The organism is Microbacterium sp. Cr-K20 (genome assembly GCF_000708325.1).
Lineage (GTDB): Bacteria > Actinomycetota > Actinomycetes > Actinomycetales > Microbacteriaceae > Microbacterium.
Genome location: NZ_JARE01000047.1, coordinates 35,807 through 62,587 on the forward strand (window position 1 = coordinate 35,807; position 26,781 = coordinate 62,587).

The following is a 26,781-nucleotide window of genomic DNA, read 5'->3' on the forward strand; positions in this document are numbered from 1 at the left end:
TCGAAGGCAGCGTCGCCTCTTTCCCCCATCTCCCGAACGTCTGAAGGCACCAGCATGAAGATCGGCATCCTGACGAGCGGCGGCGACTGCCCCGGACTCAACGCGGTCATCCGCGGCATCGTGCTCAAGGGCACCACCACGTACGACCTGGAGTTCGTCGGCATCCGTGACGGATGGCGGGGGCTGGTCGACGGAGACTTCATGCCGCTCACGCGCCACGAGGTGAAGGGCCTGTCCAAGGTCGGCGGCACGATCCTCGGCACCAGCCGCACGAACCCCTACGAGGGCGAGCGCGGGGGAGCGGAGAACATCGCCAAGACCCTCTACGGGCACAAGATCGACGGCATCATCGCGATCGGCGGCGAAGGCACTCTCGCCGCGGCCGACCGTCTCGCGAAGGACGGCATCAAGGTCATCGGCGTCCCCAAGACGATCGACAACGACCTGCAGGCGACGGACTACTCGTTCGGCTTCGACACGGCGGTGAACATCGCCACGGATGCGATGGACAGGCTTCGCACCACGGGCGACTCCCACCAGCGGTGCATGGTCGCCGAGGTCATGGGACGCCACGTCGGCTGGATCGCCCTGCACGCCGGTATGGCCGCCGGCGCCCACGTGATCTGCATCCCCGAGGTGCCGATGTCGATCGACGACATCACCGAGCTCGTGACCAGCGCCCACGACCGCGGCCGCGCGCCCCTGGTCGTCGTCTCCGAAGGCTTCAAGCTCCTCGGAATGGACGAGGCGTACAGCGACAAGGGGCTCGACGCCTTCAACCGGCCGCGGCTCGGTGGCATCGGCGATCTGCTCGCTCCCGAGATCGAGCGCATCACGGGTATCGAGACGCGCGCCACGATCCTCGGCCACATCCAGCGCGGTGGTTCCCCGTCGGCGTTCGACAGGGTCCTCGCGACGCGACTCGGCCTTCATGCCGCGGACGCGCTCGTCGACGGAGCCTGGGGCCAGATGGTGGCGATGCAGGGCACCGACATCGTCCGGGTGCCGTTCGCCGACGCACTGGGCGAGCTGAACACGGTCCCGCGCTACCGCTACGACGAGGCCGCCGCACTCTTCGGCTGAGACTTCCGCTCGACGAGCCCGCCCGTTCGAACGGGCGGGCTTCGTCGTCGCGTCTCAGGCCTCGGCGAGGCCGAGGGTGTCGAGCAGCCAGGCGAGCTCGAAGGCGCGCTCCCGCCATGAGTTGTAGCGGCCGCTCACGCCGCCGTGCCCGGCGACCATCTCGCACTTGAGGAGCACGTCGGAGGCACCGGTCTCGCGCAGACGTGCGACCCACTTCGCCGGCTCCACGTAGAGCACGCGGGTGTCATTGAGTGATGTCACCGCGAGGATGCGGGGGTACTGGACGCCGTCGCGGACGTTCTCGTACGGCGAGTACGACTTCATGTACTCGTAGACGTCGGCGTCGTGGAGAGGATCGCCCCATTCGTCCCACTCGATCACGGTGAGGGGCAGCGACGGGTCGAGGATCGTCGTCAGAGCGTCGACGAACGGAACTCCGGCGAGGATTCCGGCGAAGAGTTCGGGGGCGAGGTTGGCGACGGCGCCCATCAGCAGTCCGCCCGCGCTGCCGCCCTCGGCGACCAGTCGGCTCGGCGTGGTGACACCGGTCGCGACCAGGTGCTCACCGCAGGAGACGAAGTCCGTGAAGGTGTTGCGCTTGCTGAGCAGCTTCCCGTCTTCGTACCACTGGCGGCCCATCTCGCCGCCGCCGCGCACGTGAGCGACCGCGAAGATCACGCCGCGATCGAGCTCGGAGAGTCGCGCGACCGAGAACCCGGGGTCGATCGAATGCTCGTAGGAACCATAGCCGTAGAGATGCACGGGGCGTGCTCCCGCACCGGGCTCGCCGAATGAGCGCTTCCACACGAGGGAGATCGGCACGCGCACCCCATCGGACGCCGTCGCCCATTCGCGCCGCTGGCCGTACTCGTCCGGGTCGTAGCCGCCGAGGACGGTGACCTGCTTGCGCAGCACCAGCTCGCGGTTCGACAGGTCGAGGTCGTACACCGTGCCGGGCGTGACGAACGACGTGTATCCGAGTCGCAGGAAGGGGGAGTGCCACTCCGGGTTCCCGCTCACTCCGGCGGAGTACAGCGGCTCGTCGAAGGGGATCTCGTCGACGGTGTTCGTGGTGTAGTCGAGAAGCCCGACGCGCTCGAGTCCCTCGCTGCGGTACTCGACCGTTGCGAAGTCGCGGAACGCATCCATGCCGAGCAGACGCCTTCCCGCCTCGTGGGCGACGACCCGCCGCCGTTCGCCCTGAGGGTCGGACGCCGCCACCGAGACGAGTTCGAAGTCGAGGGCTCCGTCGTTGTGCAGGATGAAGAGCCTGTCCTCGCCGTCCACCACGGCGTGATCGATGGAGTACTCCACTCCTTCGCGGCGCGGCCACACCAGGCGAGGCGTCGCGGTGAGGTCGCCGGTCAGATCGACGAGGTACTCCTCGCTCGTGATGCTCGAACCGACGCCGACGACGAGGTACCGGCGGCTGCGGGTGATCCCGGCGCCGAGCCAGAACTTCTCGTCGGGTTCGTGGAACAGCTGGACATCGTCCGCGACCGGTGTGCCGAGGCGGTGCAGCCACAGGGTGTCGGGCCGCCAAGCTTCATCTCGGGTCGTGTAGAGGACGCCGGTGCCGTCCGGGGTGAAGAAGGCGCCGCCGGTGTTCGGGATCTCGTCGTCGAGGGTCTCGCCAGAGACGAGGTCGCGCACGTGCACCGTGTACAGCTCGTCGCCTTCGAAGTCGGTCGACCAGAGCAGCTTCGTCGCGTCGTCCGAGGTGTCGAACGCCCCGAGCGAGAAGAACTCGTGACCCTCGGCCTCGACGTTCCCGTCGAGCAGCACGACCTCGCCGGGAACCGGCACGCCGGCCTCGAGCCTCGGGGGAGTCCAGTCGTCGTGCTCCGCGGCGGCCCGGCAGTGGATGCCGTACTGGGCGCCCTCTTCGGTACGGCTGTAGTACCACCAGTCTCCGCGCCGGGTGGGAACGGACAGATCGGTCTCCTGGACGCGACTCTTGATCTCCTCGAAGAGGCGCTCGCGCAGGTCGGCCAGGTGCGCCGTCTCGTCGTCGGTGTGGGCGTTCTCCGCCTCGAGGTGCGCGATGACCTCGGCGGAGTCCTTCGCCCGCATCCACTCGTACGGGTCGTCGAATGTGTCACCGTGGTGCGTGCGGAGCGTGGAGCGGCGGGCAGCGAGGGGAGCGTCAGTCACCGTCCCACGCTATCCCAGGTCGAGTTGACCGGCACGGGGGAGGGTGGGAGGATTTAGCGGGGCCGGTTAACGGAAGTCAAACCCACGGTGAACTCTTCGTTCGTCACGTCGATCACGTCGACATCTCCTTCTTCCTCAAACGACCGAAAGCGAACGGTGGAAACCGCAGCCCTCATCGTCGTGCTTGTCATCGCGCTGGCACTCTTCTTCGACTTCACCAACGGCTTTCACGACACGGCGAATGCCATGGCGACGCCGATCGCCACCGGTGCGCTCAAGCCCAAGACCGCCGTCCTCCTCGCCGCCGTCCTGAACCTGGTGGGGGCATTCCTGTCCACCGAGGTCTCCAAGACGATCTCCGGCGGCATCATCCGCGAAGACGCGATCATCTCCGCGGGGGCGGACCTCTTCCTGTCCCTGATCTTCGCGGGCCTGATCGGCGCCATCACCTGGAACATGCTGACCTGGCTCCTGGGCCTTCCGTCGAGCTCATCGCACGCGCTGTTCGGCGGCCTGATCGGCGCGACCCTGGTCGGTGCGGGGCTCGGCGGCATCGACTTCGGCATGGTGCTCTCGAAGATCGTGCTCCCTGCGCTCATCGCCCCCGTCACCGCGGGGCTCATCGCCTTCGCGGCGACGAAGATCGCCTACTCGATCACGCGACGTTACGACGGCAAGCCCGACGGTCGCGACGGTTTCCGCTGGGGGCAGATCTTCACGTCCTCGCTGGTCGCACTCGCGCACGGCACCAACGACGCGCAGAAGACGATGGGTGTCATCACCCTCGCTCTGATCACCATCGGCTGGCAGTCCGGCGTGCACCACGAACCGCAGCTCTGGGTGATCATCGCCTGCGCCTTCACGATCGCGCTCGGCACGTATCTCGGCGGCTGGCGAATCATCCGCACCCTCGGCAAGGGCCTCACCGATGTGAAGCCCGCGCAGGGCTTCGCGGCGGAGAGCTCGACGGCAGCGACGATCCTGGCCTCCAGCGCGCTCGGCTTCGCGCTCTCGACCACGCAGGTGGCCTCGGGCTCCGTGATCGGCTCCGGCCTCGGTCGCCGAGGCTCCACGGTCCGCTGGCGGACGGCGGGTCGTATCGGCGTCGGCTGGCTGCTCACGCTTCCCGCAGCGGGAGCCGTGGGCGCCCTGGCGGCGCTTCTCGTCGTCTGGCTCGGCAACTGGGGTGTGGCGATCGACGCGGTCATCGCCGTCGTGATCATCCTCGGACTGTTCATGCGTTCGCGCCGCAACGCCGTCACATCCGCGAACGCCATGAGTGACGTCGCCGAATCCGGGATGGCCATCGAGCTCCCGGACACGCCGCCGCCGACGCGTCGTCAGCAGCGTATCGAGCTGGCCAAGGCCGAGGCGAAGGCCCGTGCCGAGGCCCGTGAGAAGGTGAAGGCCCAGGCGAAGAAGGACGCGGAGGCCAAGGCGAAGAAGAAGGCTCAGGCCAAGGCGAGCGTCAAGGGTGCCAAATCCGCCTCCTCATCGAAGAATTCGGACGCGAATCGGAACGGGGACTCGGAATGAACGTCGTCATCGACTGGATCGCGTTCCTCCAGGTGTTCCTCGCAGCACTGATCGGCGCGGCGGCCATCGTCACCTTCTACGCCCTCGGTCTTCGTCTGCTGGTGCGCAGCGGTCGGGCCCCGGTGGTGAGCCCCGCCGAGTTCACGGATGCGATCACCGTGATCTCCGAGAAGGAGATGAAGCGCGCCGAGAAGCAGGCGGCGAAGGCGGCGCGGAAGAGCCCGCTCACCGAGGGGCAGAAGCGGGTCGCGCTCTTCGGTGCGTACGGATGCTTCGCGTTGTGCGCCGCGGCCGTGGTCGCCGGCATCCTGCTCCTCGTCATCGGGCACTGACCCGACGCCGGCAGGTCGAATGCCGACGCGGGGTCGAGGCCTAGGCTGTTGGCATGTCCGCAGCAACCGGAAACGCGTACGCCTTCGGCCGACATGACCCCGCAAGCCATGTGCTGATCCACGTGAGTGATCCGCACTTCCTCGCAGGGGGAGCGCGGCTCGGTGGGAAGTACGACGTCGAGGCCAATTTCGCCCGAACGCTCGATGCGATCAGATCCGTGCATCCGCATCCGTCGGCGATCGTCGTCACCGGCGACCTCGCCGATCTGGGTGAGCCCGACGCATATCGCCGGCTGAGGGCTGCCGTCGAGCCGGTGGCGGACGAGCTGGGCGCTCCGCTCATCTGGGTCGCGGGCAACCACGACGAACGCCCGGCACTGCGCGCAGGACTCCTCGATGCGGAGCCGACGGAGGATCCGGTGACGGGCGTCTGGGACCTCGCCGGGCTTCGCCTCATCGCTCTCGACACCAGCGTGCCCGGCTGGCATCACGGCGACCTCGACGAAGAACAGCTGTCCTGGCTCGCCGACGTGCTCGCGGATCCCGCTCCGCACGGCACCCTGCTCGCGATGCACCATCCACCGCTCCCGAGCCATCTGCCGCTCTTCGACATCCTGGAGCTTCGGCATCAGGATGAGCTCGCGGAGGTCATCCGCGGAACCGATGTCCGTGGCATCCTCGCCGGTCACCTGCACTACTCGTCGCAGGGCACCTTCGCCGGCGTCCCGGTGAGTGTCTCGTCGGCCACCTGCTACACGATGAACGTGGCGCGTCCGTCGGCCGAGGTGAACGGCATGGACGCGGCCCAGGCCTTCCAGCTCGTGCACGTGTACCCGGAGACGATCACGCACACGGTGGTGCCGGTGACGCAGGCCGCGACCGGGGACTACTTCTCCGCGGACTGGCTCGAGCGGATGGCGGCGCTCACACCGGAGCAGCGACTCGAGGCGTTCTCCCGCAAGCCCGGCCGGTGAGCGGCGTAGACTGAGAGCATCCCCCACCCTTCTCACCCGCCACGACCCACGAGGATGTGACATGGCTTCTGCCGCGCCTACCCCGACCCGCACCGAGACCGATTCGCTCGGAAGCATGGAGATTCCCGTCGACGCGTACTGGGGGATTCATACTTCCCGCGCCGACGCGAACTTCCCGATCTCGAAACGGCCCATCTCGGTCTATCCGGACCTCGTGGTCGGGCTGGCGATGGTCAAGCAGGCGAGTGCGCGGGCGAACCGCGAGATCGGGGTACTGGACCACGAGCGCGCCGACCTGATCGACCGTGCCGCGCAGCGCGTCATCGACGGCGAGTTCCACGAGCAGTTCACGGTGGGCGTCATCCAGGGTGGCGCGGGTACCTCGACGAACATGAACGCGAACGAGGTCATCACCAACATCGCGCTGGAGTTGGCCGGCCGCGAGAAGGGCGATTACGCCTTCCTGTCGCCGATCGATCACACCAACCGCAGCCAGTCCACCAACGACGTCTACCCGACCGCCGTGAAGATCGGCCTGTCACTGACGCTGCGCTCGCTGCTCGAAGAGCTCGACCTGCTGCGGCTGTCGTTCCTCGGCAAGTCCCGCGAGTTCCACGACGTGCTGAAGGTCGGTCGCACCCAGCTGCAGGACGCCGTGCCGATGACGCTCGGCCAGGAGTTCAACGGCTTCGCCACGACTCTCGGCTACGACCACACGCGGCTGACCGAGAACGCCTCGCTCATGTTCGAGATCAACATGGGTGCCACGGCGATCGGCACCGGCATCACCACGCACCCCGGTTACGCCCCCGCCGTGCTCAAGCACCTGCGCGAGATCACGCAGCTCGACCTGCGAACGGCCGGTGACCTCGTCGAGGCCACCAGCGACACCGGCTCGTTCATGTCGTTCTCCTCGACGCTCAAGCGCAACGCGATGAAGCTGTCGAAGATCTGCAACGACCTCCGGCTGCTCTCGTCCGGCCCGCAGGCGGGCTTCGGCGAGATCAACCTGCCCGCGATGCAGGCCGGATCCAGCATCATGCCCGGCAAGGTGAACCCGGTCATCCCCGAGGTTGTGAACCAGGTCGCTTTCGCCGTCGCGGGCGCCGACATGACGGTGACGATGGCCGCCGAGGCGGGCCAGCTCCAGCTGAACGCGTTCGAGCCGGTCATCGCGCATTCGATCTTCCAGTCGATCACGTGGATGCGCCAGGCGATGTGGACGCTGCGCGTCAACTGTGTCGACGGCATCACCGCCAACCGCGATCGTCTCGGCGCGATGGTCGGTGCATCGGTCGGCGTCATCACCGCCCTGACGCCGTTCATCGGCTACGCGGCCGCTGCGGCGCTCGCGAAGACCGCTCTCCTGACGAACCGGAGCGTCGCGGACCTGGTCGTCGAGGCCGGTCTGATGTCGCGCGACGAGGTCGTCAAGCAGCTCTCGCCCGCTCGTCTGTCCGGGCTCGAGACGATCACCGCTGCGATCCCGGTGATCTCGCCGGAGGACCGCATCGAGGTCTGACCCACCCGCGAAGGCAAGAGGGGGATGGATGCCGCGGCATCCATCCCCCTCCTCGTGCGTCGAGCTGCTCAGTCGGTGATGCGGCAGTGCGTCGTGAGCTCGCCGATGCCGTCGATTCCGACGGTCACGGTGGAGTGGTCGCGCAGGAAGATCTGTGGATCCCGCGAATACCCGGCGCCACCGGGGCTGCCCGTCGAGATGAGAGTGCCGGGCAGCAGCGTGAGGGACTGGGAGAGGTGAGCGATCAGTTTCGCGACGGAGCGCACCATCTGGTCCGTGCTGGCGTCCTGCACCGTGTGGCCGTCCACGACCGCCCAGATGTGCAGATCCTGCGGGTCGGAGATCTCATCCGCCGTCACCGCGAACGGTCCGGTCGGGGTGAACCCGTCGAACGACTTGCAGCGCGACCATTGCGCCTCGGAGAACTGGATGTTCCTGGCGGTGATGTCGTTCACCACGGTGTAGCCCCAGACATGCGACAGCGCATCCGCCTCGCTGACATCCTTGGCGGGGGTTCCGATGAGCACGCCGAGCTCGGCCTCGTAGTCGACGGCCTCGCTGAGGGATCGCGGCCAGGAGGTGGTCTGTTCGTGTCCGGTGAGCGAATTCGGCCACAGCGTGAACACGGTCGGTGCCGCATCGGTCTTCAAGCCCAGCTCGCTGGAGTGCGCCGCATAGTTGAGGCCGACGGCGAGCACGGCCGGGGGAGCGATCACGGCGGAGGAGAACGCCCAGTCGTCGAGCGGATGGCGCTCCGCGTCTGCGGCGGCCAGCGCGGCGCGCAGTCGCTCGAGGAGAGGGTCCCCTCCCTCGATCAGCTGCTGCAGCGTGGCAGGGGCGTCGTTCAGGAGATCAGAGACGAGGATGGCGTCCGAGTCCTGCACCACGGCGAGAACCGTGCGCGGGGAGTCAGGACGGCGCAGGTGAGCGAACCGCATGGTTCTACGCTACCGGCTGCCGGGCGACGAGCGGGTGGAGGACTCAGCCATACCCGAGGCGTCTCTCTTGTTCCCCATAAGCTTTGGCTATGAGTTTCGGAGGACCCCCGCCGCCGCAGCAGCCCTCGCCGTACATGCCGCCACCCCCGCGACAGCCGGCCTATGCCTCGCGTCTGGCCCAGCCGACACCGTACACACCGCCTGCTCCGGTCGCGCCGTCGCCGGCCGAGTCGCTGCCCGCGCTGCCGGTGCCGACGCGCAAGGGGCGCACGATCTCGCTCTGGCTCTTCGGTTTCCTGGGCTTCCTGCTGCTCGCCCTGGTCGGCTACTTCGGGTGGGCGCTCGGTGTCTTCGCCTCCGTCGTCGGTTTGGTGCTCGCCCTCATCCCGCTGACCGTGGTGTTCCTCGGCGTCCGGATGATCGACCGCTGGGAACCGGAGCCGAAGCGCCTCGTGTTCTTCGCGATCGCCTGGGGCGCACTGGCGGCTGCGGGGCTCACTCTGCTCGTCGACGTGGGGCTGACGATCCTGCTCGGCATCACCTCCGATGCCTTCACGGCGGTGGTGCAGGCGCCGATCGTCGAGGAGTTCTGGAAGGGACTCGGGGTCTTCCTCATCTTCCTGCTCGCCCGTCGCGCCTTCGACGGTCCGGTGGACGGTGTCGTGTACGGAGCACTCGTCGGCGCGGGGTTCGCCTTCACCGAGAACATCCAGTACTTCGCGGTCAGCCTGATCGAGGGCGGTGGCGAGCAGCTCACCGTCACCTTCGCCGTGCGCGCGATCCTGTCCCCGTTCGCACACGCCATGTTCACGGCGGTGACCGGCTTCGCGATCGGTCTGGTCGCGCGGCGACACGGATCGGCGAGCTCCGCGATCGGTGCGGGCCTGCTGGGAATGCTCGGAGCGGTCCTCCTGCACGCACTCTGGAACGGGTCCGCGACCTTCGCCGACTTCTTCGGACTGTACTTCACCCTGCAGGTGCCGCTCTTCGTCGGCTTCATCCTCGGAATCGTCGCTCTCCGTCGCGAAGAGGCGCGCCTCACTCGTGCGCGCCTCGCCGAGTACGCGAACGCGGGGTGGTTCACGCCCGAAGAGGTCACGATGCTCGCCACATCGAGCGGACGCAAGGCGGGTCTCAACTGGGCGCGCGGTCTTCGGGGTGACCGGCGTCCGATCATGCGCGAGTTCATCAAGGACGCGACCGCGCTGGCCGCGGTCCGTCAGCGGGCGATCACGGGGCGCGATCCGCTCGCCGTCGAGGACGAGCGTGCGCTGCTGACCCGTACCCGAGCCGCCAGGGCCGCACTACTGGCGTATTGAGCCCGACATCGGGATACTCGTCGGGAGGAGGCGGTCGCGATGAGCACGTTCGTCCTGATCCACGGCGGGGGAGATGTCGGGTGGTCCTGGCATCTGGTCGCCGCAGAACTCGTGGCGCGCGGACACGAGGTCTTCGCCCCCGATCTCCCCGCCGGTGACGATTCCCTCACTCTGGAGGACTACGCGGACGCCGTGGTGGCAGAGGTGGGGCCACGACGCGATGTCGTCGTGCTCGGCCACTCGTTCGGAGCCTTCACTGCGCCTCTGGTCGCCGAGCGACTGTCGGCCGATCTCCTCGTGCTGGCCGCGGGGATGATCCCGGCGCCCGGTGAGCCGCCGGAGCGGTGGTGGTCCGAGTCGGGCTATCTCGCCGCCGCCGAGGCCCAGGCGGCGATCGATGGCGGACTGACGGGTAACGAGGACCCCTACGTGAGTTTCTACAACGGCGTGCCGCGAGAGCTGGCGGACGAAGCACTGCGGCGGGAGCGCGCACATCCGTCCTCGGCGGCGATGGTGGTCCCGTGGCCGCTGAAGGTCTGGCCCGATGTGCCGACGCGGGTCATCGTGTTCGCGGACGATCGCTTCTTCCCGCCGCGCTTTCTCCGCGACCTCGCCCGAGAGCGTCTCGGGGTGGTCGCCGACGAGGTCCCCGGCGGACACTGCGCCATGCTGAGCAGGCCGACGGAGATCGCGGAGATGCTCGTCGGCTACCTCGATTGACGCCCGGGGACCCCGCGGTGGCAAGACTCAGCGCCCGGTGCTGCGGCGATGCCTGCGAGTCTCCCGGGCGCTGAGTTGATCTGTAATCAGGGTGCACCCGACCACGGAGGGTGTCAAGAGGCTGTTGCCGCTGCGCCCGTCGAAGTGTTCGCTGTGAGCAGGTGCGATCGCGTTGACCCCTCCCGCGGGCTCGGGTTTGATGGAGGCATGACTGATCGCACAAAGCCTGAGTTCGATGCCCCCAGCGCCCCCGCTCCCGCGGAGCTCGTCATCCGCGACATCATCGAGGGTGACGGCGCCGAGGCGAAGCCCGGCGACACCGTGACCGTGCACTACGCCGGCGTCGAGTTCGACTCCGGCGAGGAGTTCGACTCGTCCTGGGGTCGCGGCGAGACCATCCAGTTCCCGCTGCGCGGCCTGATCCAGGGCTGGCAGGACGGCATCCCCGGCATGAAGGTCGGCGGACGCCGTGAGCTGATCATCCCGCCTCACCTGGCCTACGGCCCGGTCGGTGGCGGCCACTTCCTCTCCGGAAAGACTCTGATCTTCATCATCGATCTCGTCGCTGTCGGCTGAGCCCGACCCGTACGCCGAGACGCCCTTCCTCCTCGGAGGAGGGGCGTCTCTGCTGTATATCGGAAGAACATCCGCATTCAGGGGAATATATGCGAATGAATGTAAGTTGTCACAGAGGTCGCGGTGAACGCGGCCCCTGTCCGAAGCCGCATCAGCGGCCGATGTCTCCGGAGGAGAAACCATGACCAGCATCGACATTCCCGGCTACCGTCCCGGCACCTGGGTGCTCGACCCCTCGCACAGCGAGGTGACGTTCAGCGTCCGCCACATGATGATCTCCAAGGTGCGCGGCACCTTCGGCGTCAAGAGCGCGACCTTGATCGCACCCGAGAACCCGCTCGATGCCAAGGTCGAGGCCTCTGTCGACGTCACCTCGGTCGACACGAACGACGAGGGTCGCGACGCCCACCTGCGCTCCGCCGACTTCTTCGACACCGAGAACTTCCCGACGATGGAGTTCGTGTCCACCGGCGCGCGCGTCAAGGGCGACGAGCTGTTCGTCGACGGTGACCTCACGATCCGCGGCGTCACCAAGCCGGTCAGCTTCGAGCTCGACTTCGGCGGATTCGGCACCGACCCGTACGGCAACTACAAGGCGGGCGCTTCTGCCAAGGCCGTGATCAACCGCGAGGACTTCGGCCTCACGTGGAACGCCGCACTCGAGACCGGTGGCGTGCTCGTGGGCAAGGACATCACGATCAGCCTCGACCTGCAGGGCGCGCTGCAGCAGGACTGACGCCGTCACGCAGTTCCTCGAACCCCGGGTCCGTCAGGGCTCGGGGTTCTCTGCGTCGTAGTCGTGGAATCGGCGGTTGCGGCGCGAGAGCATCGCGACGAGGGCGATCACCAGGACGCCGCCGAGCAGCGGCGGGAACCACAGGGTGGTCAGCGTGGCGAGAGTTCCGGCGTACAGGGCTCCGACGCGCGGGCCGCCGGCGACGACCACCACGAAGAGTCCCTGCAATCGACCGCGCATCGCGTCGGGAACCGCCGCCTGCATCATCGTGTTGCGGTAGATCGAGCTGACGTTGTCGGAGGCCCCGGAGAGCGCGAGTGCCACGCAGGCGGCGACGATCAGGCCGATGTGCGGAGCCGTCTCGCTGGCCGGCGATGAGAAGGCGCCGACGAGCAGTACGACGCCGAACAACAGGATCGATGCGCCGTACGCCTCGACCGCGCGCGCGATGCCGCGCCCGTGCCAGCGGTACTGCACGACGCGCCCCGAGAACAGGCTCGACGTGAAGGTTCCGACGGCGACGGCCGCCGTGAGGATTCCGGTCGTCACCGCGCCGCCGCCCAAGAGGATGGTTCCGAGGGCCGGAAAGAGGACGAGGGGCTGCCCGAATGTCATCGCGATGATGTCGATGATGTACTGCATCCGGATGTTGCCTGCCTTGCGCAGGAAGCGCCAGCCGTCGACGAGCGATTCCAGGCCGGGGCGCACGATCTCGCCCTCCGGCCGCAGCGCGGGTAGCGTCCACAGGCCGAGGAACATCGACAGCATCAGTACGACATCGATCGTGTAGGTCCAGCCGTAGCCGGTGAGGGCCACGAGCAGGCCGGCCAGCGCGGGGCCGGCCATGACGGTGAGCCCGAATGCGACGCCGTTGAGTGCTGATGCCGCCGCCAGCTGCTCGCGGGGGATGAGGCGCGGCACGATCGCCGTGCGCGTGGCCATGCCCACCGAGTTCGCGGCGGAGTTGATCATGCTGAGTGCATACAGCCACCAGATGGTCTCGGTGCCGGTCCACGTGAGCGCGGCGAGCAGTGCAGTCGAGGCGAACGTGATGGTCGCCGCGATCAGGGCCACCCTGCGCCGGTCGAATGCGTCCGCGAGCATCCCGCCGTACAGGCCGGCGAGGATCATCGGGATGAGCCCGGCGACCGCGATCATGGACACGGCGAATGTGCTCCCGGTCAGCACGAACACATGCAGCATCACGGTGACGATCGTCAACTGACCGCCGATGCCCGCGAGCGTCGATCCGATCCACATCCGCGCGAAGGCGGGACTGGTCTTCAGGGGAGTGAGGTCGATCAGGAGACCGCGTCGGCCGCTCACTCGTCGATCTTCTTCTGCACCGTTCGAGCCTAGTTGACCCCGGTCGAGCGCCCCTCTCGGCGTTGTCACGCGGGGGAGTCCTCGGCTGGTAGACTCTTCAGGTTGCCGTTTGATCGGCCGCGGATAAAGAGAGCCCACGTATTAGGCGTCGGGCGCCGCGCAACAAGCAGAGAGGGGATCGAATCTATGGCACTGGAAGCAGACGTCAAGAAGGCGATCATCGAAGAGTACGCGACGCACCCCGGTGACACCGGATCCCCCGAGGTGCAGGTCGCAATGCTGACGCAGCGCATCAAGGACCTCACCGAGCACCTCAAGGAGCACAAGCACGACCACCACTCGCGTCGTGGTCTGTTCCTGCTCGTCGGTCAGCGCCGTCGCCTGCTGGGTTACCTGCAGGACATCGACATCAACCGCTACCGGTCGCTCATCGAGCGTCTCGGCCTGCGTCGATAAAGCAAGGCGATCCTGCGTTCAATCGCGCAGAACATTCTTGAGAAGGCCGCCCCACGGTGTGGGGCGGCCTTCGTCATGCTCGGGGGAGCGCAGACACCTCCGACGGTGCCTGCAGGTCGACCGGGCGGCAGCGGATCACGAACCCCACGACGAGGGCGAGCGCCGCGGCACACACGATCATGAACACGAGGCTCGCCGTCCAGCCGCCGGTGAGGTCGTGGAGGACGCCGACGAGGAGGCTCCCCGCGCCGGCGAACGCGTAGCCGACGCCCTGCGCGATAGCCGACAGCAGGCCCGCCGAGGCCTCGTCGGCGGCGAGCATCACGATGAGTGCGAGGGAGAGTCCGAACGTCGCGCTCTGCACGGCACCGAGCACGACCGTGATCGCGATGTACGACTCGTCGCCGGAAGCGAGCCAGACGAACGCCGCCAGCATCACGATGCCCAGGCCCGGACCGAAGAACCGCAGAACGCGGCGACGTCGAGCGAGGATCGGCGCGACGAGCGTCGGCACGAGGCCCGCGACGCTGGTCAGCGCGAGCAGCCAGCCGGCGGTCTGCGCGTCCACACCGCGATCTCCGAGGATGCGGGGGAGCCACGAGGCCACCGCGAAGAAGAGCATCGCCTGGAGGCCGAACATCGCGGTGATCAGCGCGACGGTCGGTCGAGCCGACCGGGGCAGCGCCATCCGAGACGACGGCGGTGGGGGAGCTTCCGAGCGCAGCGCCACACCGACCATGGCGCCCGCGGCGATCAGAGCGGGCACGGCCCAGAGCCCGAGCGCCACCGCGGGCCCGCCGACCGCCGTGCTCAGCGGCACGGCGAGTCCCGCTCCGAGCGCGGCCCCCGCGCTGAACGACATGCTGCTCAGGCCGATCCAGAGACCTCCCGCCCGAAGGGACTTCAGGTACTGCGGAAGCAAGGTCCCTGCAGCCATGATCGACACCCCGGCGAGGAACGTTCCCGGAAGCATGCCCCCGGGAACGACGACCCGCAGTGCGAGCGACCCCGCGAGCGCCACCATGGTCCAGATCAGCGCCCTGGTCACACCGAGGCGGCGGGCGAGCAGCGGCCCGACCGGTGCACTGATGCCGAAGGCGATCACCGGCAGCGTCGCCAGGAGGTTCAGCTGCACCGGTGCGAGGTCGAACGCCGCCCTCGTCGGCTCGAGCAGGGCGGCGACCGAGGTGATCGCCGGGCGCAGGTTGAGCCCGATCAGCAGGGCTGCGCCGAGCCCGACGGCGCGATCGCGGAACTCGCTGCCTCGACGCTCAGAGCGCGAGGACACGAAGGCCGTCGGCGACCACGCGGCCGTCGTGGATGACGAGTCGGTCGGTTCCCCGGTCCATCACCGCGCTGGTGGGCGTCTCGCCATCGACCAGGACCAGGTCGGCCCGGTCTCCGACGGCCAGACCGGGCCGGTCCTCGACACCCGTGAGGCGCGGTGAGGTGGAGGACATGATGCTCGCCCCACCCATCGTCGCGACCGCGAGTGCCATCTCGATGTGGTCGTCGCGGCGGAAGCCGTTCGTGAAGGCCAGCTGCCAGGTGCGGTCGAGCATGTCGGTGTTGCCGTACGGGCTCCAGTAGTCGCGCTGACCGTCCTGACCGAGCCCGATCCGCACGCCGGCCTCGACGAGCTGCACCAGGGAGAGGTGGTTGCTGGTCGAGGGGGCGACCGTCGCCATCGAGATGTCCAGCTCGGCGAACTCCTCGATCAGGCGACGGCTCGTGGCCTCGTTCACAGAACCGAGTTCGTAGGCGTGTGACATCGTCACCTTGCCCTGCATGCCGAGTGCACGTGTGCGCTCCATCACGAGCTCGGTGCTGAACACCCCGAGGGTACCGGGTTCGTGCAGGTGGATGTCGACCTCGACCTGGTACTTCTCGGCGAGACCGAACACGATGTCGAGGTGCTTGGCGGGGTCGCGGTCGAGCTGTGACGGGTCGATTCCGCCGATCACGTCTGCCCCCTGCTTGAGAGACTCCTCCAGATACTCGACCGTGCCCTCTTCGCGGAGGATGCCCGCCTGGGGGAAGGTCATGACCTGGACGTCGGCGTGGGCGGCGAACTTCTCCTTCGCCGCGATCACCGCGTCGAACTTCTCGAGCTTGCAGTCGACGTCGACCTGCGCGTAGGAGCGGACGCGGGTCGTGCCCCGTGCGATCATGCGCTCGAGGGTGCCGGCCACCCGCGTGGGAAGGTCGACCTCGGCGTTGCGCCAGTTCTCGCGGTCGTTCATCATCATGCCCCAGACGCCGGGAGCGCCGGTGTGCTCGCGGAACGGCAGTCCGATCCGTGTCGAATCCAGGTGCACGTGGACATCGCTGAAGGAGGGCAGCAGAAGCCGCCCGCGTCCGTCGACGTCGTCGCCGGACGCCGGTGCCGCCTCGTGGGGGAGGATCCGGGTGATGCGACCGTCCTCGATCAGGACATCGGAGGCGGAGCCGCCCCAGGGGCGCACGTCACGAATCAGCATGGACTTTCCTTTCTTCGGGGGCGCCGAGCCGCGACGCGAGGTCGGCGGCTTCAGCCAGATGATGGCACGCGGCATCGCCGGTGGGAACCTGCTCCACGCACTGCCGACGCCGTTCCTCGTCGTGGAGCGGGAGCACGGGGCATCGCGTGCGGAAGACGCAGCCGCTGGGTGGGTTCGACGGGTGCGGGAGGTCTCCGACGAGACGGATCCGTCGACTGCGGTCGGCGGTGGGATCGGGGCTCGGAACGGAGGACAGCAGCGACTGCGTGTATGGGTGCTGCGGGGCGCCGAACACGGCATCCCTGGTGCCGTGCTCCATGATGCGCCCGAGGTACATCACGGCGACCTCGTCGGCGAAGTGCTTGACGACGGACAGATCGTGCGCGATGAACACGTAGGAGATGCCGGTGTCGGCCTGGATGTCCTGCAGCAGGTTGATGACCTGTGCCTGCACCGAGACGTCGAGAGCCGACACCGGCTCGTCGCAGACCAGGATGTCGGGCTCCAACGCAAGTGCCCTGGCGATGCCGACGCGCTGCTTCTGTCCGCCCGAGAACTCGTGGGGGAACCTGTTGTAGTGCTCCGGCCGCAGCCCCACCCTGTCCATCAGAGCCGCGACCCGGTTCTTCATGCCCTCCTGGGGGGAGATTCCCTGGGCCTGCAGGGGAGCCGCGATCGCCGCGCCGACGCTCTGCCGGGGGTTCAGCGACGATGAAGGGTTCTGGAACACCATCTGCACGCGGCGCCGGAACTGCTGCAGGTCTGACCCGCGGAGCTGGGACACGTCGGCGCCGTCCAGCAGGATCCGCCCCGACGTGGGGGTGAGCAGACGCATCAGCAGACGTCCGGTGGTGGACTTGCCGCAGCCGGATTCGCCGACCAGCCCCAGTGTCGATCCGCGTTCGAGTGTGAAGGAGACCCCGTCCACCGCTTTCACCTGCGAGGAACCGCGCAGGAATCCCTTGCTGACGCTGAAATGCTTGGCGAGGTTCTCGACGCTCAGCAACGGTTCGCTCATCGGGCCACCTCCTGCAGGTCGAGCACGGTTGTCGGGAGGTCGGGTTCCGCGAGGTGACAGCGCGCACGGTGGCCGGATCCGACGAGGGTGAGCTCGGGGCGCTCGGTGCGGCATCTGTCGTCCGGCACGAGGGCCGCGACGGGGCAGCGATCGGCGAAGAGGCACCCCTGCGGGAGGTCGAGCAGCGACGGCGGGAAGCCGGGGATGGGCGTGAGGCGTCCGGCTTCGTCGACCATCGAGGGCATCGATGCGAGCAGGCCCCGGGCATAGGGGTGCGCGGTCCGGAAGAACAGGTCGTGCACGCCGGCCTCTTCCACGCACTGGCCGCCGTACATGACGACGACGCGTTTGCAGACCTCGGCGACGACGCCCAGATCGTGCGTGACGAAGATCACGGCGGAGCCGGTCTCCGCCTGGAGCGATCCGATCAGATCGAGGATCTGCGCCTGCACGGTGACATCGAGCGCCGTGGTCGGCTCGTCGGCGATGAGCAGCTCCGGTTCGCAGATGAGCGCCATCGCGATCATCGCCCGCTGCCGCATACCGCCGGAGAACTCGTGCGGATAGGAGTCGTACCGCGCGACCGGGTCGGGGATACCGACGCGGCTCAGCATCTCGATCGCCTGGGCCTTCGCGGCCTTCGCGCTCACCCTGTTGTGCACGCGGTACGCCTCGGCGATCTGCCGACCCACCGTGTAGAAGGGGTGCATCGCCGAGAGCGGATCCTGGAAGATCATCCCGATCTTGCGACCGCGGTATGGCCGCATCTCGCTCTCGCTGAGCGGTACCAGATCGGTGCCGTCGAAGAGCACTCGTCCGGTGACCTTCGCGCTGGTCCCTTTGAGGAGCCCCATCAGGGTCTGGCTGGTCACGGTCTTTCCCGAACCGGATTCGCCGACGATGCCGACGGTCTCTCCGCGCTGCACGACGAGGTCCATGCCGTTCACGGCATTGACCAGACCGTCGTCGGTGGGGAAGGTCACCCGCAGGTCGCGGATGTCGAGGATCGGCGTGGTCATCAGTTGACTCTCACTCTCGGGTCGACGCTCGCGTACACGAGGTCGACGATGACGTTCGCGGTGATGATGAAGAAGGCGGCGAGCATCGTGATCGCCATGGTGACCGGCAGGTCTCCCGAGGTGGCTGCCCGCACCGCGGTGAATCCGAGGCCGGGCACCGAGAAGATCTGCTCGGTCAGCACGGCACCGCCGAGCAGGGCGCCGATGTCCAGACCCAGCATCGTGATGATCGGAGTGATGCCGGCACGGACTCCGTGGGTCGTGATCCGTCTGGGGCTCAGACCCTTCGCCCGCGCGGTGCGCATGTAGTCCTCGCCGAAGGTCTCGATCATGTTGTTCCGCGTGATGCGGATGTACTGCGCGCTGAACAGGATGGCCAGCGCGACCCAGGGGAGCAGGTAGTTCGTGAACCATGCTCCAGGTCCGGCGGGGCCGAACGGGGAGGAGATCTGATTGCTCGTGAACGGCAGCCAGTGCAGTGCGCTCACGAACACGAGCAGGAGCAGCAGCCCGGTGACGGGCACAGGGAGCGAGACGCCGACGGATGCGGCTCCGACGATGATCTTGTCGGTCGCCCCGCCCTTGCGGAGGGCTGCGAGGAGTCCGAGGCCGACACCGACCACGGTCCACAGCACGACAGCGCCAACGGCGATGGAGAGCGTATAGGGGAGCGCCCTGACGATGACGTCGGTGACGTTCTCGTTGGTCTGGAACGACTTGCCCAGGCAGGGCCAGGCGCAGACCTGCTCGGCGCCCGGCGCTCCGATGAGCCGTTCGCCGAAGAATCCACTGAGGTACGTGAAGTACTGCACCAGGAACGGCTTGTCCATGCCGAGGGCGACGCGCGCCTGGTCGATGCGTTCAGGGGTGCACTCCTGGCCGCAGGCGGCTGCCGCAGGGTCTGCGGGGCCGATCTGGAACAGGGCGAACGTCACGAAGCTCACGACGAGCAGGAGGATGACCAGCGCGGTCACGCGGCGGACGATGAATCCGAACATTGCTGTCCCGTACGGGGCCGACCGAACGAGCGGTCGGCCCCGTCCTTTCCGAAGGTGTGGTGTCGGCCGTTACTGCTCGACGCCGATGGTGGACAGATCGATGCTTCCGAAGAAGTACCCCACCTGGGCGTTGTGGATCTTCGAACCCACGACGCTGTTGGTGAAGGTGCGGATGAGCGGCACGAGCGGGTACGACTCCATGGCCTCGTTGTAGAGCTCGGCCCAGCGCGTGTTCAGCTCTTCGGAGGTGCCGTTGGTGTTGCGCAGCTCGTACATGTCACCGGAGAGCTTCTCGTCGTAGAAGCGAGAGATGTTGCTGAAGCCGTACGTCGTTCCGTCGAGGCTCGGGCCGATGTTGGGGTCGACCGTTGTCCGGGTGGAGCCGGAGGCCGCACCGCCGCACCAGCCGGCGCGGGCGATGTCGGGCATCTCGTCGCTGGCGAGCACCGTGTAGTAGTTCGCGGCGGGGATCGGCACGAGCTGCAGGTCGATGCCGAGCTCGGTGAAGTTCTGCTGGAGCACGGTGCCCAGGTTCTTGTACCGGTCGATCGCGTTCGAGTAGCCGTAGGTGAGCGAGACGGGGACGTCCTTGCCCTCGAGCAGCTTCTTGGCGGCGTCGAGCTGCGGGGCGCCGTCGATGTCGAGGTCGGTGGTCTCGGCGACGTACCCGACCTGCGAGTCGTTCAGGTACGAGTTGGTGAGCTTGCCGAAGCGCGCACCGCCGTACTGCACCTGGATAGCCGCACGGTCCATCGCCAGGGCGAGCGCGTGACGCACGTCGGGGTCGGTGATGGTCTCGGTGTTGAAGTTCAGCACATCGGTGCAGCCGAGCAGTCCGGAGGCGGTGCGGTCGGCGACGGACGACTCGGTCAGGCGTGACGTGTCCGATGCCTGGAGGGCGCCGTTCGAGTCGAGTGTGATCGCGGTCGGGTCGGCATCAGAGATCAGCTGTTGGCTGATGGTCGCCTGCGCGGTCGAGAGCGAGAACGTGAAGGTGTCCGGCAGGGCGGTGCGGTTCTCGTCGGTCGCGGGATCCCAGGAGGGGTTGCGCACGAGCTTCAGCTCCCGGCCGCGGTCGTAACTCTCGATCATGTACGGGCCCGAGGAGATGGGGTGGTTCGTGTAGTCGAGCTTCGTGTCCTTCGCCTGCGGCACCGGCGCCGTGTTCGAGCGCGACACGAGGGCGGCGAAGTCGGGGTTCGGCTGCTTCAGATGGAAGATCACGGTCTTGTCGTCGGGGGTCTCGACGGCCGTCAGATCGCCGCCGCCCGAGTACGGACCCTTGTAATCATCGGCATCGAGAGCGGAGTTCAACTCCTGCGGTGCCTGGGTGAAGACGTCGCGCGCGAACGTGCGGGCGATGCCGTACTTCACATCGGCGGCGGTGATGGGCGTACCGTCCTCGTACTTCAGACCGTCCTTGAGGGTGTACGTCCAGGTGAGGCCGTCTTCCGAGGCGGTGCCGGTGTCGGTCGCGAGGTCGCCGACGATCGTGGGCGGCTCTCCGGCGGTCTCCTTCGCCATCGTCAGCGTGCGGTAGTAGAGCTGGCCGACGTTCGCGGTCTGCACATAGTTGCTGTTGCCCGGGTCGAGCGTCATGAAGTCGCTCGACATCAGGACGTTGACGTTGCCGCCGGCCTCGTCGAAGCCCGGCTGCACGATGTGCGCGGCATACGGGTCCTTCGAGCCGGTGGGGGCGGATTGCCCGTTCTGTGCGGTGACGCTGGTGCAACCGGTGACGACCAGGGCGATGGCCACGGTCGCAGCGGCGAGCAGGGGACTGCGGTGTCTCATGACGCGTTCTCTTTCGGTGGGGGGTCGGGTGTTCGGGGGCGGGAAGGTCAGCTGCGGGAGGCCTTGGGATCGAGCGCGTCGCGCACGGCGTCGCCGAGCAGGTTGAAGGCGAGCACGGTGATGATGAGCGCGGTGCCGGGCACGATGAGGAACCAGGGGTCGCTGAGGTACCAGTTGCCCGCCTGAGCGGCGTTGAGCATCTGCCCCCAGGACGGCGTCGGGTCCTTCACGCCGACGCCGAGGAACGACAGTGCGGCTTCGGCGGAGATGTTCGCGGGGATCATCATGGTCGCGTAGACGAGGACGACCCCGAGCACGTTCGGGATGACCTGACGGAAGATGATGGTCCGGTGCGAGGCCCCGTAGGACTTCGCCGCCTCGATGTACTCCTGCTCGCGGATGCTGAGCACCTGGCCGCGCACGACTCTGGCCAGGTACGCCCAGCCGAAGAACCCGAGGATCAGCACGAGGGAGGCGATGGGGACGAAGCTGCCCTGGCCGAGGGGCGTGTCGCGCAGCCGGGATTGCAGGATCGGGGTGAGCGAGAGCACCAGGAGCAGGTGCGGGAAGGCGAGGAAGAGGTCGATGATGCGGCTGATGACCATGTCGACCTTGCCGCCGAAGTAGCCGGCCGCCGCCCCGAGCACGGTTCCGAGGACGACCGAGACCAGCGTCGAGAGCAGGGCGATCAGCAACGAGACCTGAGCCCCGTAGGCGATGCGGGCGAAGATGTCGCGTCCGAGTCCCGGTTCGACGCCGAGCCAGTGCTCCACGGACGGGTACATGTAGGCGGGGAGCGGCAGGCCGGGGGTGTTGAAGTTGTCGAGGACCTCAGGGCCGGTGTTCGTGGTGAACGGATCCTGCCCCTCGATCGCGACCAGCACGGGAGCGAGGAGGGCGAAGAGCACGATCGCCACGACGACCCCGAAGGAGACGAGGGCGATGGGGCTGCGGCGGATGCGCAGCCACGCCGTCCCGAGGAGCGAGCGTCCGGTCGCGATCTTCGGCGGCGCGGTGGGCAGCGCCTCCGTCTTCGGGGTCAGCGTCTGGGTGTCGGTCACGATCTTCCTTGATGGGCCGGGGAGCGGGTGCTCAGAATTGTATACCAGCTGGAGCGCGGTTGGGATACCAAATTCCAGAGTGACCTGATTTACCGTTGCTACCCGGGGAACATCTTGAAGAGCAGGAGTAACGTGAGATAGTTTTTGGATACCAAATCGCATCTCAGATCATCGGGGCTCTCATGCGCACACTTCTCACCGCCGACCACGTGCTGGTGTTCGACGGCACCTCCCACCGGGAACTCCGGCAGGGGGCCGTGGTCGTCGAGGATGACCTGATCGTCTTCGCCGGCCCGGCTGACCAGGCTCCCTCGGGCATCGATGAGCGCCTGGAACTCGGGGAGAGCCTGCTGATGCCCGGGCTCATCGACCTGGACGCGCTCACCGACATCGACCACTTGATCTTGGACGCTTGGGGTACTCGTGAGCAGGCGGCCCGACTGCAGTGGTCGGAGGACTACTTCGACCGTCGGCGGCATGTCTTCGACGAGGATGAGCGTGCACGGATCCGGGAGATCGCGCTGGTGCAGCTCGCGCTGCACGGCATCACCTCCTACATGCCGATCGCCTCGGAGGTGCATTCGGTCTGGGCCGAATCGGCGGGCGACCTTCACCGGATGGCGGCGTTCTCGCGCGCTCTCGGGCTGCGCGGATTCCTCGGTCCCTCCTACCGCTCGGGCGTGAACGTCGTGACGGCGTCGGGTGAACGCCGGGTGCGGTTCGCGCCGGAGGAGGGTGAGGTCGGGCTCGCCGACGCCATCCGGTTCCATGACGAGCTGGCCGCGCTCGGCGAGCCGCTGCTCACGCCCGTCTTCCTGCCCTGCCGCATCGAGACGCTGACTCCCGAGCTGCTCGCGGCGACGGGGGCGGCGGCGGCGGAGCGCGGAGCGATCGTCCGGCTGCACGCGCTGCAGGGGGAGGTCGAGCGCGAGCTCATCCTCGATGCCCACGGCTGCACTCCACTCGAGCTCATCGAGAGGACGGGCCTTCTGAACGATCGCCTCATCGTGCCGCACGGCGTGTTCCTCGACGTGAACCCGCGGGTGCACGGGGAAGACCGCGGCGACCTCGCACGTCTGGTCGACGCGGGGGTGTCGATCGTGCACTGCCCGCTGACCAATGCCCGCTACGGCTCCGAACTCGGGACGTTCCAGCGTTATCGCGATGCCGGGGTGAACATCGCCCTCGGTACGGATTCATTCCCGCCCGATCTCATCCGGGGCATCGACACCGGGGTGTCGGTCGCGAAGGTGCAGAACGGCAGTCTCGCTGCCGGTGACCTCGCCGGATACGTCGATGCGGCGACGCTCGGCGGGGCGAAGGCGCTCCATCGCCCGGACCTCGGCAAGATCGCCGTCGGTGCCCAGGCCGATCTGACGGCGTTCCGGCTGGACGACGTGCGGATGGGCGCCGTCGACGACCCGCTGCGCACACTCGTGCTGAACGGCACGGCGCGCGATGCGTGCCTGACGATGGTCGCCGGCCGGGTCGTCATGCGTGACGGGAAGATCGACGGAATCGACCTCGACGCGATCCGCGACGATACGCAGATCCTCTTCGGGCAGATGCGGAACGCCTACACTGGGCGCGACCATCGGAGCGGAACGACCGACGAACTCTTCCCTCCGGTCTTCCCCCGTCATGCCTGATGCCCCGAGAGGTTCCGCGATGAGTTCCGACAGCCTGATCACCGACGGATCCGCCCTCGCCGAGCGGGTCTATCGCGGTGTGCTGCGCCGGATCATCGTCGGAGAGCTCACCCCGGGGTCCTGGCTGAAGGAGCGGGATCTGTCGGAGCGGTTCGAGGTGTCCCGTGTGCCCGTCCGGCAGGCGCTCCAGCGGCTGGAGACGGACGGGTTCGTCGTCACGACACGCAACAAGGGGGCGAGTGTCACGCCGGTGACGAGGGCCGACGTCGAGGAGCTGTACGACGCGCGGCTGTGCATCGAGCCCTATGCGACGCGGCATGCGGCGCAACGTGTCCACTCGGGAGCGGCGAGTGCGGATCGGTTGCGCGAACTCCTCGAGCGTGCGCTCGCGCCGGGGGACACGGCCGAGCTGGGGGAGTCCAACCTCGGGTTCCACCTCGAGATCGTCCGTCTCTCCGGCAATCGCATCCTCGAACGCAGTCTGCGGCCCATGCTCGGCCGGATGCAGTGGATCTTCGGCATCACGCACGCCACACGGGAGCAGGAGCACGCGGTGGAGCACCAGCAACTGCTCGACGCCATCGTCGCCGGGCGCGGCGAGGTGGCGGCGGCGCAGGCCTATGCGCACATCGATCAGGGGCGCGAACCCATCATCGAAGCCCTCGCGCAGGCACTCGACTGGTGACGACGGGTTGACCCCTCCCTCGCTTTCCGATAGGAAAGTAGTGAACTTTCCGGATGGAAAGTCAGGGAGGTCCATCGTGGAGCAGAAGTCCATCCCCGGTCAGGACGCGCTCGTCCCGCCGGATGCCGATCTCGCGCAGCAGTATCTGGCTGCCGCTGACGCGGTGGCGGGGCGCCGCGACCGCGCGATCGACCGACGCGCGCTCGCCTGGCTCCAGATCCTCAATGCGGCGGTCACTGCGGCGTACCTCGTCGCATTCGCACTCGTTCTCCGGAACGACGACGTGATCGCCTCGCAGATGATCCTGTTCACCTTCCTGGTGTGGGGGCAGCTCGCGAGCGGCATGGCTCAGCGCAACGGGATGCAGTGGCGCATGACTCGCTCGCGGTGGCCGGTCATCCTGGGGGGAGGGGTGCTGCTGGCCGCTGCCCTCGTGGTGTTCGGACTCGTGGCGTTGGACACCGCGCTCCCCGCCGCTACGGTGCTCATCCCCGCCGGTATGGTCCTGCTGGGCATCGGCGGCCACGGGGCGGTGCAGCTCCTCCGCGCGTCAGGGGATCCGCGTCGTCCGTGTCCTGCCCGGGTCCCGCTGCCTGCGCCCCTGCGGTGGGGAACCGTGCTTGTCGGTATCACTGTCGGCGTACTCACCATGCTGGCGGGATCCCCCGACGATGTCCTCCGGAGCGTGATCTCGTTGCTGGTGATGATGACGCTCCTCGCGTGGATCGTGGCCTTCAACACCCCGCTGGGGCTCCCGGCCATCGGAGCCGCCTGGCGTTGGCCGCATGTGGCGATGTTCTTCGTCGCGGCGTGCGTCCCCGTCGGGCTCACTCTCGCGGGCGAGTCCTTCGGGAACCGGGGGCTCGCGGGTGTTCTCGGAGGTGTCGTCGTGATCCTGCTCTTCGCCCTCGTGTCCTTCGTCCCCGGCCGGGCGAGCCGTGGCTGAGCCGGCCTCCAGGCCTCACCCACGCACCCAGCTGGACGATAATTTCGCCTCGCCCATCCGGTTCTCCCTCATGGCGGCGCTGGGGGATGGGATGGAACTCGACTTCGCGACGCTTCGGGATGTCCTCCAGTGCGGTGACTCACCCCTGAGCAAGGCCATCACGCACCTGCAGGCTGCCGACTACGTGTTCGCGCGCAAGGCGAACGTCGGTGGCCGCTCGCGCACGTGGGTGCGTTCGACCAAGACGGGGCGCGACGCCTTCGCCGCACACCTCCAGGCGCTACGTGAGATCGTCGCCCTCGGAGGTGGGCAGGCCCTGTGAGCGCGGGCTCAGGCGGTGGCATCCACGAGGTCCGCGTGGTGGATCGCCGCGACGTCGGGGTGGGCGCGCAGGCGTGACTTGAGGGCGTTCTCGCCGTAGAGCGCGTGGATCGGGTTGCTCGGGTCCTTCGTGACACCCTTCGCCTCGGCCGCCAGTTCGGGCGGAAGCTCGATCAGCGGGAGGCGCTTGTCGAGGGCGGGGTTGAAGAAGAACGGGATCGAGATCCGGTCGTTCGGGGCCTTCGGTGACACGACCCGGTGGTTCGTCGCCTTGAGGTAGCCGCCGGTGGCGTACTCGAGCAGCTCGCCGATGTTCACGACGAAGGCACCGGGCACCGGGGGAGCGTCGACCCAGGCTCCGTCGCGCTCGACCTGCAGGCCGCCCTTGCCCGGTTCGACCCAGAGGAGCGTGAGGACGCCCGAGTCCTTGTGCGCGCCGACGCCCTGCTGGGGCTCGGGCTCGTGTGTTCCCGGGTAACGGACGATCTTGATCAGTGTCGAGGGCTCACCGAAGTGATCGTCGAAATAGGTCTCGTCGGCTCCGAGCGTCTGCGCCCATTCCCGCAGCAACCGCCGGGCGACGTCGGACAGCGTCTCGTGCCATTCGGTGACGATCTCCTGCAGTTCCGGCTGCGCCGCCGGCCACAGATTCGGGCCGATGAGGCGGTTGAACGCGGGGCCGCCGTCCACGGGTTCGCGCTCGGGCCCGATGTCGATCTGCTCGCGCCAGTCCACCTGACCCTGGGTGCGCTCTCCGCCGATGCGGGTATAGCCGCGGAAGTGCGGGCTGTTCACGTTCTCGATCGCGAGCTTGTCCTCCTCCGGGAGGGCGAAGAAGTCGAGGGCAGCACGGTGCAGCCGTGCTTCCAGCTCGGGGGAGATGCCCGTGCCCGTGAGATAGAAGAAGCCGACGTCGTGCGTCGCCGCCCGGAGATCGTCGCGGAAACGAGCCGCAGCGTCCGGGCCTTCATCGAGCTGGGACAGGTCGAGGATCGGGAGCGAGAGTTCAGCCATGGACCGAGGGTATGTCGGCTTTCCGAGCGGGAGGGCCACTGTTGCGCCGCGTTACCGCCGGGGCGTCGTCGGCCGGTGGTAACGGTGTTCCGGCATGATGTCACCGCGGTGCTAGAGTCTCGTA

The 26,781-nt window shown here is 67.8% G+C and carries 25 protein-coding genes; 14 read left to right on the forward strand and 11 right to left on the reverse strand.

The window, feature by feature from the left end; translation table 11 throughout:
* Positions 1-54 precede the first annotated feature (54 nt).
* Positions 55-1,083: a 6-phosphofructokinase gene (locus GZ67_RS0108280; protein WP_029263659.1), complete on the forward strand. Its 1,029-nt coding sequence runs from the start codon at positions 55-57 to the stop codon at positions 1,081-1,083.
* A 54-nt stretch (positions 1,084-1,137) separates the two neighbouring features.
* Here GZ67_RS0108280 and GZ67_RS0108285 read toward each other — a convergent pair whose 3' ends face one another.
* Positions 1,138-3,237 carry a S9 family peptidase gene (locus GZ67_RS0108285; RefSeq protein ID WP_029263658.1) on the reverse strand — a complete coding sequence of 700 codons (2,100 nt, stop codon included), beginning with the start codon at positions 3,235-3,237 and terminating at the stop codon, positions 1,138-1,140.
* Positions 3,238-3,393: 156 nt separating this feature from the next.
* Between GZ67_RS0108285 and GZ67_RS0108290 the strand changes: the two genes are divergently transcribed.
* The 4 genes from GZ67_RS0108290 to GZ67_RS0108305 all read left to right on the forward strand — a co-directional run bounded on the left by GZ67_RS0108290 (position 3,394) and on the right by GZ67_RS0108305 (position 7,601).
* Entirely contained in the window at positions 3,394-4,773 is a 1,380-nt protein-coding gene (locus GZ67_RS0108290; RefSeq protein WP_029263657.1) for an inorganic phosphate transporter, read from the forward strand.
* Positions 4,770-5,105: a hypothetical protein gene (locus GZ67_RS0108295; RefSeq protein ID WP_029263656.1), complete on the forward strand. Its 336-nt coding sequence runs from the start codon at positions 4,770-4,772 to the stop codon at positions 5,103-5,105. Before GZ67_RS0108290 ends, GZ67_RS0108295 begins: the two co-directional genes overlap by 4 nt.
* Before the next feature lie 53 nt (positions 5,106-5,158).
* Positions 5,159-6,079, forward strand: coding sequence for a phosphodiesterase (locus GZ67_RS0108300; RefSeq protein ID WP_029263655.1), 921 nt, complete (start codon positions 5,159-5,161; stop codon positions 6,077-6,079).
* Positions 6,080-6,140: 61 nt separating this feature from the next.
* Positions 6,141-7,601 (forward strand): aspartate ammonia-lyase, encoded by a 1,461-nt coding sequence (locus GZ67_RS0108305; protein ID WP_029263654.1) that lies wholly within the window; start codon positions 6,141-6,143, stop codon positions 7,599-7,601.
* Between the two features lie 68 nt (positions 7,602-7,669).
* Here the strand turns inward: GZ67_RS0108305 and GZ67_RS0108310 are convergent, their stop codons facing one another.
* Positions 7,670-8,539 carry a fumarylacetoacetate hydrolase family protein gene (locus tag GZ67_RS0108310; RefSeq protein ID WP_029263653.1) on the reverse strand — a complete coding sequence of 290 codons (870 nt, stop codon included), beginning with the start codon at positions 8,537-8,539 and terminating at the stop codon, positions 7,670-7,672.
* An 89-nt stretch (positions 8,540-8,628) separates the two neighbouring features.
* Here GZ67_RS0108310 and GZ67_RS0108315 point away from each other — a divergent pair, with 89 nt between their 5' ends.
* The 4 genes from GZ67_RS0108315 (at position 8,629) to GZ67_RS0108330 (ending at position 11,890) form a co-directional block, all read left to right on the forward strand.
* On the forward strand, positions 8,629-9,858 hold the full coding sequence (locus GZ67_RS0108315; RefSeq protein ID WP_269319685.1) for a PrsW family intramembrane metalloprotease: 1,230 nt from the start codon (positions 8,629-8,631) through the stop codon (positions 9,856-9,858).
* Between the two features lie 39 nt (positions 9,859-9,897).
* Positions 9,898-10,578, forward strand: coding sequence for an alpha/beta fold hydrolase (locus GZ67_RS0108320; RefSeq protein ID WP_029263651.1), 681 nt, complete (start codon positions 9,898-9,900; stop codon positions 10,576-10,578).
* Between the two features lie 207 nt (positions 10,579-10,785).
* Complete coding sequence (locus GZ67_RS0108325) at positions 10,786-11,154, forward strand: FKBP-type peptidyl-prolyl cis-trans isomerase (protein ID WP_029263650.1); 369 nt, start codon at positions 10,786-10,788, stop codon at positions 11,152-11,154.
* 181 nt (positions 11,155-11,335) lie between these two features.
* Positions 11,336-11,890: a YceI family protein gene (locus tag GZ67_RS0108330; RefSeq protein ID WP_029263649.1), complete on the forward strand. Its 555-nt coding sequence runs from the start codon at positions 11,336-11,338 to the stop codon at positions 11,888-11,890.
* A 33-nt stretch (positions 11,891-11,923) separates the two neighbouring features.
* Here GZ67_RS0108330 and GZ67_RS0108335 read toward each other — a convergent pair whose 3' ends face one another.
* Positions 11,924-13,216: an MFS transporter gene (locus tag GZ67_RS0108335; RefSeq protein WP_029263648.1), complete on the reverse strand. Its 1,293-nt coding sequence runs from the start codon at positions 13,214-13,216 to the stop codon at positions 11,924-11,926.
* Between the two features lie 186 nt (positions 13,217-13,402).
* Here GZ67_RS0108335 and rpsO point away from each other — a divergent pair, with 186 nt between their 5' ends.
* On the forward strand, positions 13,403-13,672 hold the full coding sequence (gene rpsO / locus GZ67_RS0108340; protein ID WP_005048780.1) for a 30S ribosomal protein S15: 270 nt from the start codon (positions 13,403-13,405) through the stop codon (positions 13,670-13,672).
* 73 nt (positions 13,673-13,745) lie between these two features.
* On the opposite strand, the gene GZ67_RS0108345 is transcribed toward rpsO, so the two are convergent.
* The 7 genes from GZ67_RS0108345 to GZ67_RS0108375 all read right to left on the reverse strand — a co-directional run bounded on the left by GZ67_RS0108345 (position 13,746) and on the right by GZ67_RS0108375 (position 22,042).
* A complete protein-coding gene (locus tag GZ67_RS0108345; protein ID WP_051662437.1) occupies positions 13,746-14,960 on the reverse strand; it encodes an MFS transporter in 1,215 nt (404 codons plus the stop codon).
* Positions 14,944-16,152, reverse strand: coding sequence for an amidohydrolase (locus tag GZ67_RS0108350; protein ID WP_029263646.1), 1,209 nt, complete (start codon positions 16,150-16,152; stop codon positions 14,944-14,946). Before GZ67_RS0108350 ends, GZ67_RS0108345 begins: the two co-directional genes overlap by 17 nt.
* Positions 16,139-17,170, reverse strand: coding sequence for an ABC transporter ATP-binding protein (locus GZ67_RS0108355; protein ID WP_051662438.1), 1,032 nt, complete (start codon positions 17,168-17,170; stop codon positions 16,139-16,141). Before GZ67_RS0108355 ends, GZ67_RS0108350 begins: the two co-directional genes overlap by 14 nt.
* On the reverse strand, positions 17,167-18,189 hold the full coding sequence (locus GZ67_RS0108360) for an ABC transporter ATP-binding protein (RefSeq protein ID WP_036304063.1): 1,023 nt from the start codon (positions 18,187-18,189) through the stop codon (positions 17,167-17,169). The genes GZ67_RS0108355 and GZ67_RS0108360 overlap by 4 nt, the downstream gene beginning before the upstream one ends.
* Positions 18,189-19,187 carry an ABC transporter permease gene (locus GZ67_RS0108365; RefSeq protein WP_029263643.1) on the reverse strand — a complete coding sequence of 333 codons (999 nt, stop codon included), beginning with the start codon at positions 19,185-19,187 and terminating at the stop codon, positions 18,189-18,191. The genes GZ67_RS0108360 and GZ67_RS0108365 overlap by 1 nt, the downstream gene beginning before the upstream one ends.
* A gap of 69 nt (positions 19,188-19,256) precedes the next feature.
* The gene (locus tag GZ67_RS0108370; protein WP_029263642.1) at positions 19,257-20,981 is read right to left on the reverse strand and encodes an ABC transporter substrate-binding protein; all 1,725 of its coding nucleotides are present in this window, start codon (positions 20,979-20,981) and stop codon (positions 19,257-19,259) included.
* Positions 20,982-21,028: 47 nt separating this feature from the next.
* Positions 21,029-22,042 (reverse strand): ABC transporter permease, encoded by a 1,014-nt coding sequence (locus GZ67_RS0108375; RefSeq protein ID WP_231481743.1) that lies wholly within the window; start codon positions 22,040-22,042, stop codon positions 21,029-21,031.
* A gap of 182 nt (positions 22,043-22,224) precedes the next feature.
* Here GZ67_RS0108375 and GZ67_RS0108380 point away from each other — a divergent pair, with 182 nt between their 5' ends.
* The 4 genes from GZ67_RS0108380 to GZ67_RS0108395 all read left to right on the forward strand — a co-directional run bounded on the left by GZ67_RS0108380 (position 22,225) and on the right by GZ67_RS0108395 (position 25,644).
* Complete coding sequence (locus tag GZ67_RS0108380) at positions 22,225-23,691, forward strand: chlorohydrolase family protein (protein WP_029263640.1); 1,467 nt, start codon at positions 22,225-22,227, stop codon at positions 23,689-23,691.
* 19 nt (positions 23,692-23,710) lie between these two features.
* The gene (locus tag GZ67_RS0108385) at positions 23,711-24,376 is read left to right on the forward strand and encodes a GntR family transcriptional regulator (RefSeq protein ID WP_029263639.1); all 666 of its coding nucleotides are present in this window, start codon (positions 23,711-23,713) and stop codon (positions 24,374-24,376) included.
* A gap of 76 nt (positions 24,377-24,452) precedes the next feature.
* Positions 24,453-25,322 (forward strand): hypothetical protein, encoded by an 870-nt coding sequence (locus GZ67_RS0108390; protein ID WP_029263638.1) that lies wholly within the window; start codon positions 24,453-24,455, stop codon positions 25,320-25,322.
* Positions 25,315-25,644, forward strand: coding sequence for a transcriptional regulator (locus tag GZ67_RS0108395; RefSeq protein ID WP_029263637.1), 330 nt, complete (start codon positions 25,315-25,317; stop codon positions 25,642-25,644). Before GZ67_RS0108390 ends, GZ67_RS0108395 begins: the two co-directional genes overlap by 8 nt.
* 8 nt (positions 25,645-25,652) lie before the next feature.
* Here GZ67_RS0108395 and GZ67_RS0108400 read toward each other — a convergent pair whose 3' ends face one another.
* Entirely contained in the window at positions 25,653-26,657 is a 1,005-nt protein-coding gene (locus tag GZ67_RS0108400; protein WP_029263636.1) for an isopenicillin N synthase family dioxygenase, read from the reverse strand.
* Positions 26,658-26,781 lie beyond the last annotated feature (124 nt).

Coding starts and splice junctions, on each gene's coding strand:
- rpsO (WP_005048780.1), top strand. CDS start 13,403: ATGGCACTGGAAGCAGACGTCAAGAAGGCGATCATCGAAGAGTACGCG.
- GZ67_RS0108315 (WP_269319685.1), top strand. CDS start 8,629: ATGAGTTTCGGAGGACCCCCGCCGCCGCAGCAGCCCTCGCCGTACATG.
- GZ67_RS0108370 (WP_029263642.1), bottom strand. CDS start 20,981: ATGAGACACCGCAGTCCCCTGCTCGCCGCTGCGACCGTGGCCATCGCC.
- GZ67_RS0108400 (WP_029263636.1), bottom strand. CDS start 26,657: ATGGCTGAACTCTCGCTCCCGATCCTCGACCTGTCCCAGCTCGATGAA.
- GZ67_RS0108365 (WP_029263643.1), bottom strand. CDS start 19,187: ATGTTCGGATTCATCGTCCGCCGCGTGACCGCGCTGGTCATCCTCCTG.
- GZ67_RS0108305 (WP_029263654.1), top strand. CDS start 6,141: ATGGCTTCTGCCGCGCCTACCCCGACCCGCACCGAGACCGATTCGCTC.
- GZ67_RS0108330 (WP_029263649.1), top strand. CDS start 11,336: ATGACCAGCATCGACATTCCCGGCTACCGTCCCGGCACCTGGGTGCTC.
- GZ67_RS0108320 (WP_029263651.1), top strand. CDS start 9,898: ATGAGCACGTTCGTCCTGATCCACGGCGGGGGAGATGTCGGGTGGTCC.
- GZ67_RS0108300 (WP_029263655.1), top strand. CDS start 5,159: ATGTCCGCAGCAACCGGAAACGCGTACGCCTTCGGCCGACATGACCCC.
- GZ67_RS0108360 (WP_036304063.1), bottom strand. CDS start 18,189: ATGACCACGCCGATCCTCGACATCCGCGACCTGCGGGTGACCTTCCCC.
- GZ67_RS0108385 (WP_029263639.1), top strand. CDS start 23,711: ATGAGTTCCGACAGCCTGATCACCGACGGATCCGCCCTCGCCGAGCGG.
- GZ67_RS0108325 (WP_029263650.1), top strand. CDS start 10,786: ATGACTGATCGCACAAAGCCTGAGTTCGATGCCCCCAGCGCCCCCGCT.
- GZ67_RS0108310 (WP_029263653.1), bottom strand. CDS start 8,539: ATGCGGTTCGCTCACCTGCGCCGTCCTGACTCCCCGCGCACGGTTCTC.
- GZ67_RS0108350 (WP_029263646.1), bottom strand. CDS start 16,152: ATGCTGATTCGTGACGTGCGCCCCTGGGGCGGCTCCGCCTCCGATGTC.
- GZ67_RS0108355 (WP_051662438.1), bottom strand. CDS start 17,170: ATGAGCGAACCGTTGCTGAGCGTCGAGAACCTCGCCAAGCATTTCAGC.
- GZ67_RS0108280 (WP_029263659.1), top strand. CDS start 55: ATGAAGATCGGCATCCTGACGAGCGGCGGCGACTGCCCCGGACTCAAC.
- GZ67_RS0108295 (WP_029263656.1), top strand. CDS start 4,770: ATGAACGTCGTCATCGACTGGATCGCGTTCCTCCAGGTGTTCCTCGCA.
- GZ67_RS0108380 (WP_029263640.1), top strand. CDS start 22,225: ATGCGCACACTTCTCACCGCCGACCACGTGCTGGTGTTCGACGGCACC.